Annotated in this window: 8 protein-coding genes; 6 read left to right on the top strand and 2 right to left on the bottom strand. The window is 57.7% G+C overall.

The window, feature by feature from the left end; genetic code table 11:
* The first annotated feature begins 115 nt into the window (after nucleotides 1-115).
* A complete protein-coding gene (rpoB, locus tag GOX45_RS20630) occupies nucleotides 116-4252 on the top strand; it encodes a DNA-directed RNA polymerase subunit beta (RefSeq protein WP_171103650.1) in 4137 nt (1378 codons plus the stop codon).
* A 50-nt stretch (nucleotides 4253-4302) separates the two neighbouring features.
* Nucleotides 4303-8544 carry a DNA-directed RNA polymerase subunit beta' gene (gene rpoC / locus GOX45_RS20625; RefSeq protein ID WP_171103648.1) on the top strand — a complete coding sequence of 1414 codons (4242 nt, stop codon included), beginning with the start codon at nucleotides 4303-4305 and terminating at the stop codon, nucleotides 8542-8544.
* A 109-nt stretch (nucleotides 8545-8653) separates the two neighbouring features.
* Here rpoC and GOX45_RS20620 read toward each other — a convergent pair whose 3' ends face one another.
* On the bottom strand, nucleotides 8654-9160 hold the full coding sequence (locus tag GOX45_RS20620; RefSeq protein ID WP_171103646.1) for a DinB family protein: 507 nt from the start codon (nucleotides 9158-9160) through the stop codon (nucleotides 8654-8656).
* Nucleotides 9161-9753: 593 nt separating this feature from the next.
* Here GOX45_RS20620 and GOX45_RS20615 point away from each other — a divergent pair.
* Nucleotides 9754-10623 (top strand): DMT family transporter, encoded by an 870-nt coding sequence (locus GOX45_RS20615; RefSeq protein ID WP_171103645.1) that lies wholly within the window; start codon nucleotides 9754-9756, stop codon nucleotides 10621-10623.
* Here GOX45_RS20615 and GOX45_RS20610 read toward each other — a convergent pair.
* Nucleotides 10620-11414 (bottom strand): putative rhamnosyl transferase, encoded by a 795-nt coding sequence (locus GOX45_RS20610; RefSeq protein WP_171103643.1) that lies wholly within the window; start codon nucleotides 11412-11414, stop codon nucleotides 10620-10622. The two genes, GOX45_RS20615 and GOX45_RS20610, sit on opposite strands and share 4 nt — an antisense overlap.
* 364 nt (nucleotides 11415-11778) lie before the next feature.
* On the opposite strand from GOX45_RS20610, the gene rpsL reads away from it, so the two are divergent.
* From rpsL to fusA, 3 genes are read left to right on the top strand one after another with little or no spacing between them, the layout of a single operon-like run.
* Nucleotides 11779-12150 (top strand): 30S ribosomal protein S12, encoded by a 372-nt coding sequence (rpsL, locus tag GOX45_RS20605; RefSeq protein ID WP_005621086.1) that lies wholly within the window; start codon nucleotides 11779-11781, stop codon nucleotides 12148-12150.
* Between the two features lie 15 nt (nucleotides 12151-12165).
* Nucleotides 12166-12636 carry a 30S ribosomal protein S7 gene (gene rpsG, locus GOX45_RS20600; RefSeq protein WP_010441203.1) on the top strand — a complete coding sequence of 157 codons (471 nt, stop codon included), beginning with the start codon at nucleotides 12166-12168 and terminating at the stop codon, nucleotides 12634-12636.
* Nucleotides 12637-12654: 18 nt separating this feature from the next.
* Complete coding sequence (fusA, locus tag GOX45_RS20595) at nucleotides 12655-14772, top strand: elongation factor G (protein ID WP_171103641.1); 2118 nt, start codon at nucleotides 12655-12657, stop codon at nucleotides 14770-14772.
* The last annotated feature ends 115 nt before the right edge of the window (nucleotides 14773-14887 follow it).

Raw genomic sequence — 14887 nt, 5'->3', positions numbered from 1 at the left:
GCCGCCTTCGGGACGGTGGCCATGAATTGATCCGGACGTGTTGTCTCGATTGTGCAAGATGCCGGGGCCCGACGGTGTCTTTGCCCGCTGAGAACATCGAAAGGTGACATCTGACATGGCTCAAACGTTCCTTGGCCAGAAACGTCTTCGTAAATACTACGGCAAAATCCGCGAAGTGCTGGAAATGCCGAACCTTATTGAGGTCCAGAAATCTTCTTATGATCTTTTCCTGCGCTCCGGCGATGCAGACCAGCCAACAGACGGCGAAGGCATCAAAGGCGTGTTCCAGTCGGTTTTCCCGATCAAGGATTTCAACGAAACTTCCGTTTTGGAGTTCGTGAAATACGATCTGGAAAAGCCCAAATATGACGTCGAAGAGTGCATGCAGCGCGACATGACCTACAGCGCGCCGCTGAAGGTCACTCTGCGTTTGATCGTTTTTGATGTCGATGAAGATACCGGCGCCAAGTCGGTTAAAGACATCAAAGAACAAGACGTGTTCATGGGCGACATGCCCCTGATGACGCCGAACGGCACATTTGTCGTCAACGGCACCGAGCGCGTTATCGTCAGCCAGATGCACCGTTCGCCCGGTGTGTTCTTTGACCACGACAAGGGCAAGACCCATTCCTCGGGCAAGCTGCTGTTTGCCTGCCGCATCATCCCGTATCGCGGCAGCTGGCTGGACTTTGAGTTCGACGCCAAAGACATCGTGTTCGCCCGGATCGACCGTCGCCGCAAACTGCCGGTGACCACGCTGCTTTATGCGCTGGGTCTGGATCAAGAAGCGATCATGGACGCGTATTACAACACTGTGTCCTACAAGCTGGATAAGAAGAAGGGTTGGGTCACACCGTTCTTCCCCGAGCGTGTGCGCGGCACCCGCCCGACGTATGATCTGGTGGATGCCAAATCAGGTGAAGTGATTGCCGAAGCTGGCAAGAAGGTCACTCCGCGCGCAGTCAAGAAGCTGATTGACGAAGGCAGCGTGACCGACCTGCTGGTCCCCTTCGACAACATCGTCGGTAAGTTTGTTGCCAAGGACATCATCAACGAAGAAAACGGCGCGATCTATGTCGAAGCCGGTGATGAACTGACCCTGGAATATGACAAGGACGGCGACCTGATCGGCGGCACCGCGAAAGAGCTGATCGATGCGGGTATCACCGACATCCCGGTTCTGGACATCGACAACGTCAATGTCGGCCCCTACATGCGCAACACCATGGCGCAAGACAAGAACATGAACCGCGAAAGCGCGCTCATGGATATCTATCGCGTCATGCGCCCGGGCGAGCCGCCCACCGTCGAAGCGGCGTCGGCCCTGTTTGACACGCTGTTCTTCGACAGCGAGCGCTATGACCTGTCTGCCGTTGGCCGCGTGAAGATGAACATGCGTCTGGCTCTGGACGCGCCCGACACCCTGCGCACCCTGCGCCGCGAAGACATCGTGGCCTGCATCAAGGCGCTGGTGGAACTGCGCGACGGCAAAGGCGATGTGGACGATATCGACCACCTCGGCAACCGTCGTGTGCGTTCGGTTGGCGAGCTGATGGAAAACCAGTACCGCGTTGGCCTGCTGCGCATGGAGCGTGCGATCAAGGAACGTATGTCCTCGGTCGAAATCGATACTGTGATGCCGCAGGATCTGATCAACGCGAAACCTGCGGCTGCGGCTGTCCGTGAATTCTTTGGCTCATCGCAGCTGTCGCAGTTCATGGACCAGACCAACCCGCTGTCCGAGGTCACGCACAAACGTCGCCTCTCGGCGCTGGGGCCCGGTGGTCTGACGCGCGAACGTGCGGGCTTTGAGGTGCGCGACGTTCACCCGACCCACTATGGCCGGATGTGCCCGATTGAAACGCCGGAAGGTCCGAACATCGGTCTGATCAACTCGCTGGCCACCTTTGCCCGCGTGAACAAGTATGGCTTTATCGAAACGCCCTATCGCGTGGTGAACGAAGGTCAGGTGACCGACGAAGTTCACTACATGTCGGCGACCGAAGAAATGCGTCATACCGTGGCGCAGGCCAACGCGACGCTGGATGCCGACGGCAAGTTCAAAAACGAGATGGTCAACACCCGTCAGGCCGGGGATTACACCCTTGCGCCGGTCGAAAGCGTTGATCTGATCGACGTGAGCCCGAAACAGCTGGTCTCTGTCGCCGCTTCGCTGATCCCGTTCCTTGAAAATGACGACGCCAACCGTGCTCTGATGGGCTCGAACATGCAACGTCAAGCGGTTCCGCTTTTGCGGGCCGAGGCGCCGCTGGTCGGCACCGGGATCGAGGAAAAGGTTGCCATTGACTCGGGCGCTGCGATCCAGGCGAAACGCGCCGGTATCATCGACCAGGTCGATGCCCAGCGTATCGTTATCCGCGCCACCGAAGATCTGGAACTGGGCGATGCGGGCGTTGACATCTATCGTCTGCGCAAGTTCCAGCGATCGAACCAGAATACCTGCATCAACCAGCGTCCGTTGATCAAGGTGGGTGACACCGTCCAGAAGGGCGAGGTCATTGCCGATGGTCCGTCGACCGATATGGGTGAACTGGCCCTTGGTAAGAACGTGGTCGTCGCGTTCATGCCGTGGAACGGTTACAACTACGAAGACTCGATCCTGATTTCGGAACGTATCGCGCGTGATGACGTCTTTACCTCGGTTCATATCGAGGAATTCGAAGTTGCCGCCCGTGACACCAAGCTGGGCCCGGAAGAGATCACCCGCGACATCCCGAACGTCGGTGAAGAAGCGCTGCGCAACCTCGACGAGGCGGGCATCGTTTACATCGGTGCGGATGTTGAACCGGGCGATATTCTGGTCGGCAAGATCACTCCGAAGGGCGAAAGCCCGATGACCCCGGAAGAAAAGCTGCTGCGCGCCATCTTTGGTGAGAAAGCATCTGACGTGCGCGACACCTCGCTGCGCGTGAAGCCGGGTGATTACGGTACCGTCGTCGAGGTTCGCGTCTTTAACCGTCACGGCGTTGAAAAAGACGAGCGTGCGCTGCAGATCGAGCGTGAGGAAGTCGAACGTCTGGCCCGTGACCGGGATGACGAGTTGGCGATCCTTGACCGCAACATCTATGCGCGTCTGCAAGGCCTGATCCTGGGCAAAACCGCTGTCAAAGGCCCGAAAGGTGTCAAGGCAGGCTCGGTGATCACCGAGGAGCTGCTGGACATGCTGACTCGCGGTCAGTGGTGGCAGTTGGCGCTGGAGGACGAAAAAGACGCACAGATCGTCGAAGCTCTGAACGAGCAGTACGAAGTGCAAAAGCGTGCTCTGGACGCGCGGTTCGAGGATAAGGTCGAGAAAGTCCGCCGTGGCGACGACCTGCCGCCGGGTGTGATGAAGATGGTCAAAGTCTTCATCGCCGTGAAGCGCAAGCTGCAGCCGGGCGACAAGATGGCTGGTCGTCACGGGAACAAGGGTGTGATCTCCAAGGTTGTTCCGATGGAAGACATGCCGTTCCTGGCTGATGGTACTCCGGTTGACTTCTGTCTGAACCCGCTGGGTGTGCCGTCGCGTATGAACGTGGGGCAAATCCTTGAAACCCATATGGGTTGGGCCGCACGCGGTCTGGGTCTGAACATCGACGAGGCTCTGGGTGAATATCGCCGTTCTGGCGATCTGACCCCGGTGCGCGAAGCGATGAAGCTGGCCTATGGCGAAGATGTCTACGAAGAGGGCATCACCGGCATGGACGAGGATAGCCTGATCGAAGCTGCGGGCAACGTGACCCGCGGTGTTCCGATCGCAACCCCGGTCTTTGACGGTGCCAAAGAGGCTGACGTCAACGACGCGCTGGTGCGTGCGGGCTTCTCGGAAAGCGGTCAGTCGGTTCTGTTCGACGGTCGTACGGGTGAGCAATTTGCACGCCCCGTGACTGTGGGCATCAAGTACCTGCTGAAACTGCACCACCTTGTGGATGACAAAATCCACGCGCGTTCGACTGGGCCGTACAGCCTGGTGACCCAGCAGCCGCTGGGCGGTAAGGCGCAGTTCGGTGGTCAGCGCTTTGGTGAGATGGAAGTCTGGGCTCTGGAAGCCTACGGCGCCGCCTACACCCTGCAGGAGATGCTGACAGTGAAATCGGACGACGTCGCCGGCCGGACAAAGGTCTATGAGTCGATCGTCAAGGGCGAGGATAACTTTGAAGCGGGCGTACCGGAATCGTTCAACGTTCTGGTGAAAGAAGTCCGTGGCCTCGGCCTGAATATGGAACTCCTGGATGCGGAGGTTGAGGAGTAAGGGCGCTGCCCTTTCTCCCGTCCCCCCTTCCGCAAGATTTGAGGTAACAAATGAACCAGGAAATCACCAACAACCCGTTCAACCCGCTGACGCCCCCGAAGGTCTTTGACGAGATCAAGGTCTCGCTGGCGAGCCCTGAGCGGATCCTGTCTTGGTCCTATGGCGAGATCAAGAAACCCGAAACCATCAACTACCGGACGTTCAAGCCTGAACGTGACGGCCTGTTCTGCGCGCGTATCTTTGGCCCGATCAAAGATTACGAATGTCTGTGCGGCAAATATAAGCGGATGAAGTATCGCGGCGTTGTCTGCGAGAAATGCGGTGTGGAAGTCACCCTGCAGAAGGTCCGTCGCGAGCGTATGGGCCATATCGAACTGGCAGCACCCGTTGCGCATATCTGGTTCCTGAAATCGCTGCCGTCCCGCATCGGTCTGATGCTGGACATGACGCTGCGCGATCTGGAACGCGTTCTGTACTTTGAAAACTACGTCGTCATCGAGCCCGGTCTGACCGACCTGACCTATGGCCAGATGCTGACCGAAGAAGAGTACATGGACGCGCAGGATGCCTATGGCATGGACGCGTTCACTGCCAATATCGGTGCTGAAGCCATTCGTGAGATGCTGGCCCAGATCGATCTGGAAGCCGAAGCCGAGCAGCTGCGCGCTGATCTGGCCGAAGCAACTGGCGAGTTGAAGCCCAAAAAGATCATCAAGCGTCTGAAGGTTGTTGAATCCTTCCTCGAGTCCGGCAACCGGCCCGAGTGGATGGTGATGACCGTAATTCCGGTTATTCCGCCGGAACTGCGTCCGCTGGTTCCGCTGGATGGTGGCCGTTTCGCGACCTCGGATCTGAATGATCTGTATCGCCGCGTTATCAACCGGAACAACCGTTTGAAGCGTCTGATCGAACTGCGCGCACCTGACATCATTGTCCGCAACGAAAAGCGGATGCTGCAGGAATCCGTGGATGCTCTGTTTGACAATGGCCGTCGTGGCCGCGTAATCACTGGCGCCAATAAGCGTCCTCTGAAATCGCTGTCGGACATGCTGAAGGGTAAGCAGGGTCGCTTCCGTCAGAACCTTCTGGGGAAACGCGTCGACTTCTCGGGTCGTTCGGTCATCGTGACCGGCCCGGAACTCAAGCTGCATCAATGTGGTCTGCCCAAGAAGATGGCGCTGGAGCTGTTCAAGCCGTTCATCTATTCGCGCCTTGAAGCCAAAGGTCTGTCTTCGACCGTGAAACAGGCGAAGAAACTGGTCGAGAAGGAACGCCCCGAAGTGTGGGATATCCTCGACGAGGTGATCCGCGAACACCCTGTCATGCTGAACCGTGCGCCGACGCTGCACCGTTTGGGCATTCAGGCGTTCGAACCGGTTCTGATCGAAGGCAAAGCGATCCAGCTGCACCCGCTGGTCTGCTCGGCCTTTAACGCTGACTTCGACGGGGACCAAATGGCCGTTCACGTCCCGCTGAGCCTTGAGGCCCAGCTGGAAGCCCGTGTTCTGATGATGTCAACGAACAACGTTCTGTCGCCTGCAAACGGTGCACCGATCATTGTTCCGTCGCAGGATATGATCCTGGGTCTCTACTATGTGACCCTGGAACGCGAAGGCATGCCGGGCGAAGGCAAGGTCTTTGGGTCTGCGGAAGAGGTTCAGCACGCTCTGGACGCGGGTGAGGTGCATCTGCACAGCAAAATCACCGCGCGGATCACTCAGATCGACGACGAAGGTAACGAAGTTCAGAAGCGGTTTGAAACCACGCCGGGCCGTCTGCGCCTGGGTGCGTTGTTGCCGATGAACAACAAGGCGCCGTTTGAACTGGTCAACCGTCTGCTGCGCAAGAAAGAAGTGCAGCAGGTGATCGACACCGTCTACCGCTACTGCGGTCAGAAAGAGTCGGTTATTTTCTGTGACCAGATCATGTCGATGGGCTTCAAAGAAGCGTTCAAGGCGGGCATCTCGTTCGGCAAGGACGATATGGTTATCCCGGATGATAAATGGGGCATCGTCGATGACACCCGCAACCAGGTAAAAGACTTTGAACAGCAGTACATGGACGGCCTGATCACTCAGGGCGAAAAGTACAACAAGGTTGTTGATGCCTGGTCGAAGTGTAACGACCGCGTCACCGAGGCGATGATGAGCACGATCTCATCCTCGGAACGGGCAGAGGACGGTTCGGAACAGGAACCGAACTCGGTCTACATGATGGCCCACTCTGGTGCGCGTGGCTCGGTTACTCAGATGAAACAGCTGGGCGGTATGCGCGGCCTGATGGCCAAACCGAACGGTGACATCATCGAGACGCCGATCATCTCGAACTTCAAAGAAGGTCTGACCGTTCTCGAGTACTTCAACTCGACCCACGGTGCCCGTAAAGGTCTGTCGGATACCGCTTTGAAGACCGCGAACTCGGGTTACCTGACCCGCCGTCTGGTGGATGTTGCCCAGGATTGCATCGTGCGCGAGATCGATTGTGGCACCGATCGCGCGATCACGGCCGAAGCCGCTGTGAACGATGGTGAGGTTGTTGCATCGCTGGCCGAACGTGTGCTGGGCCGTGTCGCGGCTGACGACGTTCTGCGTCCGGGCACCGATGAGGTGATCGTAGCAGCCGGTCAGTTGATCGACGAGCGTATGGCCGACACCATTGACGAGGCCGGTGTTCAGTCGATGCGCATCCGCTCGCCCCTGACCTGTGAGTCCGAGGAAGGCGTCTGTGCCACCTGCTACGGTCGTGACTTGGCGCGCGGCACCATGGTGAACACCGGCGAAGCTGTCGGCATCATCGCCGCACAGTCGATCGGTGAACCCGGCACGCAGCTGACCATGCGGACCTTCCACATCGGTGGTGTTGCACAGGGTGGTCAACAGTCGTTCCAGGAAGCCAACCAGGACGGCGTTGTTGCCTTCGAGAACCCGCAGATCCTGGTCAATGCAGCAGGTGAAAGTCTGGTCATGGGCCGGAACATGAAGCTGATCATCAACGACGAACACGGTGAAGAGCGCGCCAGCTTCAAGCTGGGCTATGGCTCCAAGCTGTTCGTCAAGGATGGTGCGCAGATCTCGCGTGGCGACAAGCTGTTCGAATGGGATCCCTACACCCTGCCGATCATCGCCGAGAAAGCCGGTACAGCGAAATATGTCGACCTTGTTTCGGGCCTTGCCGTCCGGGATGAGACCGACGAAGCAACCGGCATGACCCAGAAGATCGTGGTTGACTGGCGCGCCGCCCCCAAAGGCAGCGACCTGAAGCCCGAGATCATTCTGGTCGGTGAAGATGGCGAGCCGGTCCGCAACGATGCGGGCAACCCGGTTCACTATCCGATGTCGGTGGACGCGATCCTGTCGGTCGAAGACGGCCAGACCGTCGAAGCCGGTGACGTTGTCGCGCGTATCCCGCGTGAAGGTGCCAAGACCAAGGACATCACTGGTGGTCTGCCGCGTGTGGCCGAACTGTTCGAAGCGCGTCGTCCCAAGGATCACGCGATCATCGCAGAAGCCGATGGTTACGTGCGCTTTGGCCGCGACTACAAGAACAAGCGTCGCATCAGCATCGAACCGGCGGACGAGTCGATGGAAACGATCGAGTACATGGTGCCCAAGGGCAAGCACATCCCGGTGCAGGAAGGCGACTTCGTGCAGAAGGGTGACTATATCATGGACGGTAACCCGGCTCCGCATGACATCCTGTCCATCATGGGCGTCGAAGCGTTGGCGGATTACATGATCGACGAGGTGCAGGATGTTTATCGTCTGCAAGGCGTGAAGATCAATGACAAGCACATCGAGGTCATCGTGCGCCAGATGCTGCAGAAGTGGGAGATCCTGGATTCAGGTGACAGCACCCTGCTGAAAGGCGAGCACGTCGACAAGCAGGAGTTCGACGCGGCGAATGAAAAGACCATCGCCCGCGGCGGTCGCCCGGCTCAGGGTGAGCCGATCCTGCTGGGGATCACCAAAGCCTCGCTGCAGACACGTTCGTTCATCTCGGCTGCGTCCTTCCAGGAAACCACCCGCGTGCTGACCGAAGCTTCGGTTCAGGGCAAGAAGGACAAGCTGGTTGGCCTGAAAGAAAACGTCATCGTTGGTCGTCTGATCCCAGCCGGGACTGGTGGCGCAACCCAGGCCGTGCGCCAGGTTGCCCAGTCGCGCGACAATGTCGTGATCGAAGTCCGCCGGGAAGAGGCCGAAGCCGCCGCTGCACTGGCCGCCCCGACCTTTGACGACGATATGGTCGGCGATGAGCTGGACGTTCTGGTGGAAACCCCGGAAAGCCGCGAGTAAGCGACCGTGTCGAAAGACGTGAAAGGCCCTGCGCAGCGCGCGGGGCCTTTTTTTGGGGTACACAGTTCTCATGAGTCGAAAAGCGAGCTACGTGCCTTGCGCCACATTGTCAGCCCTCTGGGGGCATCGCCAAAATATCGGTCGGCTCTGGTGTCACCCCCAAAGCTGTCAGCATGGCATGAACCTGTCCTCGGTGATGCGTTTGGTGGTTGAAGAACTGCACGATGCAAAGCCCTTTAGGCATCTGAACCCGATCTGATCCGTTCAACGGAAGCCAGGACACACTGCCGTTCAACGCCTCACGTGTCAGCCCGGTTGCCCATTTTACAATTTCCCTATCCTGTTGCTTACGCATTCGCTTGAACTCGGTCCATTGCGAAGGATTGCTCAGGGAATGGGTGATCCTGCCCTGCGGTCGTTCCTCCCCTCTGATGCGGGCCAGTTGCAAAGCATCCGCCCAATAGAGGTGGTTCAGGGTGGCAGAAATCGACTTGAAAAACGCACCCTGATCGGCCCAACGTTCGGTGTCTGTCAAACCGTCGGCGGCGGTTATCAAAGAGTTGTTTTGCCAGGCGTTATAGCGCGCAAAAAGGCGGCAATAATGAACTGAAATCATCTGATTGAACTCATGAATTGGATAGTTTCGGGGGAGGGTTGTGATTGACGCTTGAGCTAAGCTTCGGTCACACAGAAGACGGAAAGCCTAATCACAATCCGCGCTGCCAGAGTATTCGCTTTCCTCGCTCAGGCCAAAGAAAATCTTTGCACGATATGCAGATTCAGTCTTGGTGGACGTTTTGAGACAGACCACGGGCCTTGCAATGGTATGTCACTGCGGTGCTACCTGCGCCCACGAATACTGACGCTGACGACCCGACGATCTATTTCTACACGCAGACCGATGCTTATGCAGAGTTCTAGAACTTTGCGCCATTTAAGGATGTTTCGACGCAATTGTGGCGACCTTTCCAGTTACACGGATCGTCTATCCTTTGAGCGGTGCCGGACTGGCCCGAGGGGGTCTGGGGCGAGATCGCACCACCTATCGAGGCGGCATTGGACGGACTTGATCAAACGCTGGTCGAATATTCGGGCTCGTGAGCCGCCGCCAACTAAACACTGGCGTTTCACAGGCAGATCGGGTTTCAATGTCGGCGATATTCAGACCACAGAGATTTTTGTGACACTACAGAATTAGGACGGTTTACTTTGACCCCGAACGTAAAAGGCGCCTTGCTGATGATGGGCAGCATGGCCGCCTTTACCGTAAATGACACGTTGGTAAAGCTTGCGGGCCAGGACCTGCCCCTGTTTCAGTTGATTGCGTTGCGGGGGCTTTTGGCCACGGTGCTGGTCTTTGGTCTGACGCATCGTTTGGGGGCGCTGCATCTGAGGTTCAACCGGCATGATCGATGGCTGGTTGTGCTGCGATGCCTGGCCGAGCTGTTCGGGGCGTTTCTGTTTCTGTCAGCTTTGATCCATATCCCTCTGGCGAATGTTTCCGCTGTTTTGCAGGCCCTGCCGTTGACGGTGACCCTTGGTGCGGTCGTGTTCTTTGGGGAAACCGTTGGCTGGCGACGAAAACTGGCGATCGCGTTCGGTTTTCTGGGGATGCTGCTTATTGTCAGGCCGGGGCCCGATGGGCTGAGCCTGTATCTGATCTATGCTTTGCTGGCCGTCCTGTGCTTTACCGCGCGCGATCTGCTGACACGGCGCATGTCGCCTGAGGTTCCGTCGATGCTGGTCACGCTTGCGACCTCGGTATCCATCACGATCGCAGCGGGCATCGCCTCGTTGTTTCAGGGCTGGGCGCCGGTAACGTCTGATGCTGGGGTTCTGGTGGCGGCCTCGGCGGTGTTTGTATTGATGGGCTATCTCTTCAGTGTCATGGTCATGCGGGTCGGGGATGTGGGGTTCATCTCGCCGTTCCGGTATTCCAGCCTGATTTGGGCGCTTGTGCTGGGCTGGGGGGTGTTTGGCGACTGGCCCGATGCGGTGACGCTGATTGGGGCCGCCATTGTGGTGGGCTCGGGCCTGTTTACCTTGTTGCGCGCCCGCGCGGTTCATGCGGCAGATTAGGTTGGGCAGACTTTGTCCAGTTCAACTGCAAACCGTTCTGTGAACACGTCGCGCAATGCTTGATCAAAAGGGGTAAGTTTCAAGTTACCCTTGCGCGCTTTCGGCGAGTCGTTAAATCCGTTCAGGCTGCGCACCCACATCGGCGCGTCAGGATAACTGATCACGGGCATGAACCGGGCCATTCTTTGATGGGCAAAGTTCATGACAGACAGGTCACACCCGCCTGCCACATACATGCCCAACCCGGCCGAGATCAAAGGCCGGCAGACCTGTGCCGCGCCAAAATCCGTTTTCCGCGTTTCCAGCATGTAGCCGTTGTTGAAATCGATTGCGGCGGTTTGAGTGCCTTGGAACGCAGTGCTGCAATCCTGCGCAGCGCGGCGCAGGCGGGTGACAAAATCAACCGCGATGGCGTCGTCATCGTCCAGACGAAACTGCAAGCACGGTTGATCCGGTGCGTTTCGCGCTTCGTTCAAGATCTGTTGCATGAGCTTGCGATGCTCATGCGGCGCGTGGGCCATAATCCGGGCCTGCGGCAGGTCCGCAATCAGCTGTTGTAAACGATCCAAAGAATCTTTCGGCAGGCAGTCCCCGATCACAATGACAAAGTCGAATTCCGGGTCCGTCTGCGCGCGCAAGGCTGGCAGGGTAAGGGTTTCGAACAGGTGAAACCGCTCATTCAGGCGATCAGGGTTGTAAAGGTAATGCCGCTGCGCTTCGAGCGTTTCATGTTCAACTTGAAAGCCGCTAAGCGCGGGATAGGAAAAACGGCACAGGCCAATAACTTGCATCTGGGGTCCCGGGTAGCATATGCGCGTCAACTATGCCTACAGGGCAGCTGTGCTGCAACCGCCCGACAGTGCCAGACAGGCAGCATCTTCGGGCTGGGCGGCTCGACTGTTGACACTTGCGCCGACTCCCCTTAATACGCGCGCATCTCGGTACCGGGGGCCGCCCCAAAACCGATTTCAGTAATGAACTGGTCAAGACCCGGACAATTTTGCAGTTCGCGTCCTCTGATAACCAACCGCGACGTTCACCTCGGAATGGGAGCGCTCGCGGGTTTTGCGCTTGTGGACGCATAAGTGCAGTGAATTTAGCCGCACGCAGCGCGCGTGCATGTCATGTGTGTTGCAAAACGGGGAAGAAACCGGAATGCCAACTATTCAACAGCTGATCCGCAAGCCGCGGCAGCCGAAAGTAAAACGCTCGAAGTCCATGCACCTGGAGCAGTGCCCGCAGAAACGCGGCGTCTGCACACGTGTTTATACCACCACACCGAAGAAGCCGAACTCGGCGATGCGTAAGGTTGCCAAGGTGCGCCTGACCAACGGGTTCGAAGTGATCTCGTACATCCCCGGTGAAAGCCACAACCTGCAGGAACACTCGGTTGTTCTGATCCGTGGCGGCCGTGTAAAAGACCTTCCCGGTGTGCGTTACCACATCCTGCGTGGTGTTCTGGATACCCAGGGCGTCAAAGACCGTAAGCAACGCCGTTCGAAATACGGCGCGAAGCGTCCCAAGTAAGAAGGAGAGGCTGAGATGTCACGTCGTCACGCCGCTGAAAAACGCGAAGTCCTGCCTGACGCCAAATTTGGCGACAAGGTTCTGACCAAATTCATGAACAACCTGATGATCGACGGTAAGAAGTCGGTTGCAGAGCGCATCGTTTACAACGCCTTTGATCGCGTTGAGAACAAGGTAAAGCGCGCCCCTGTCGAAGTGTTCCACGAAGCGCTCGACAACATCAAACCGTCGGTCGAGGTTCGCTCGCGCCGAGTTGGTGGTGCGACCTATCAGGTTCCGGTCGAAGTGCGCCCCGAGCGCCGCGAAGCACTGGCCATCCGCTGGCTGATCACCGCTGCGCGCGGCCGCAACGAAAACACCATGGAAGAACGCCTCGCCGGTGAGCTGTTGGACGCTGTACAGTCCCGCGGTACTGCCGTGAAGAAGCGCGAAGACACCCACAAGATGGCCGAGGCGAACAAAGCCTTCAGCCACTACCGTTGGTAATTCAGAGGCTTATCAAAAATGGCACGCGAATATCCGCTCGAACTGTACCGTAACTTCGGTATCATGGCGCACATCGACGCAGGGAAAACCACCTGCTCGGAGCGTATCCTGTATTACACTGGGAAATCCCACAACATTGGTGAGGTGCACGACGGTGCCGCCACCATGGATTGGATGGAGCAGGAGCAGGAACGCGGCATCACCATCACCTCGGCTGCGACCACCACCTTCTGGGAACGCACCGAAGACGGTAAAACCGCCGATACCCCCAAGCACCGCCTGAACATTATCGACACTCCCGGCCACGTTGACTTCACCATCGAAGTCGAACGCTCGCTGGCGGTTCTCGATGGTGCCGTTTGCGTTCTGGACGCAAACGCCGGTGTTGAGCCCCAAACCGAAACCGTGTGGCGTCAGGCTGACCGCTACAAGGTTCCGCGTATGGTTTTCGTCAACAAGATGGACAAGATCGGCGCTGACTTCTTCAACTGCGTTCGCATGATCGAAGACCGCACCGGCGCACGCGCTGTTCCGGTTGGTATTCCGATCGGTGCCGAGACCGAGCTGGAAGGCCTGATCGATCTGGTCACCATGGAAGAATGGCTGTGGCAGGGCGAAGATCTGGGCGCAAGCTGGATCAAAGCTCCTATCCGCGACAGCTTGAAAGACATGGCTGAAGAATGGCGCGGCAAGATGATCGAAGCGGCCGTCGAAATGGACGACGACGCGATGATGGAATACCTGGAAGGCAATGAGCCCGACGTTCCGACCCTGCGCGCCCTGCTGCGCAAAGGTACTCTGGAAATCGCGTTCGTTCCGGTTCTGGGTGGTTCTGCGTTCAAGAACAAAGGTGTTCAGCCGCTGCTCAACGCTGTGATCGACTACCTGCCCAGCCCGCTGGACGTTGTCGACTACATGGGCTTTAAACCCGGCGACGAGGAAGAAGTTCGTGACATCGCACGTCGTGCCGACGACGCAATGGCGTTCTCGGGTCTGGCGTTCAAAATCATGAACGACCCCTTCGTTGGTTCGCTGACCTTTACACGGATCTACTCGGGCACCATGAACAAGGGTGACTCGATCCTGAACTCGACCAAAGGTAAAAAAGAGCGCATCGGTCGTATGATGATGATGCACTCGAACAACCGAGAAGAGATCGAAGAAGCGTTTGCAGGTGACATTATCGCGCTGGCGGGTCTGAAAGACACCACCACCGGTGACACCCTGTGTGATGCGAAGGATCCGGTTGTTCTGGAAACCATGACCTTCCCAGATCCGGTGATCGAGATCGCGGTTGAGCCCAAAACCAAGGGCGACCAAGAGAAGATGTCTCAGGGTCTGGCCCGTCTGGCCGCCGAAGACCCGTCCTTCCGTGTCGAAACCGACCTGGAATCGGGTCAGACCATCATGAAGGGCATGGGTGAACTTCACCTGGACATCCTGGTGGATCGTCTCAAGCGCGAGTTCAAGGTCGAAGCGAACATCGGTGCACCGCAGGTGGCCTATCGTGAAACCATCTCGATGCCGGTCGAGCACACCTACACCCACAAGAAACAGTCGGGTGGTTCGGGTCAGTTCGGTGAGGTTAAGCTGGAGATCACTCCAACCGAGCCGGGCGAAGGGTATTCGTTCGAAAGCCGCATCGTTGGTGGTGCCGTTCCGAAGGAATACATCCCGGGTGTCGAAAAAGGCATCCAGTCGGTTATGGATAGCGGCCCTCTGGCTGGGTTCCCCGTGATCGACTTCAAGGTGGCTCTGCTGGACGGTAAGTTCCACGATGTTGACTCGAGCGTTCTGGCGTTCGAAATCGCGGCCCGCATGTGTATGCGTGAAGGCATGCGCAAAGCTGGCGCGAAACTGCTGGAACCGATCATGAAGGTCGAAGTGATCACCCCGGAAGAATATACCGGCGGTATCATCGGCGACCTGACCTCGCGTCGTGGCCAGGTGTCTGGTCAGGAACCGCGCGGCAACGCAATCGCGATCGACGCGTTCGTTCCGCTGGCGAACATGTTCGGCTACATCAACACTCTGCGTTCGATGTCGTCGGGTCGTGCCCAGTTCACCATGCAGTTCGACCACTACGATCCGGTTCCGCAGAACATCTCGGACGAGATTCAGGCGAAATACGCATAAGCGAAGATTTGAGGGAGCGTGGGTATCGCGCTCCCTGCATTACCGAAAAAGGAGGCCATCATGGCAAAGGAAAAGTTTGAGCGTACAAAACCGCACGTCAACATTGGCACGATTG

The sequence above is a fragment of the Ruegeria sp. HKCCD7255 genome, from assembly GCF_013031565.1.
Classification (GTDB): Bacteria; Pseudomonadota; Alphaproteobacteria; order Rhodobacterales; family Rhodobacteraceae; genus Ruegeria.
The sequence above is the reverse complement of the archived record's forward strand: the minus strand, read 5'-3'. Positions and strand labels throughout refer to the sequence as shown.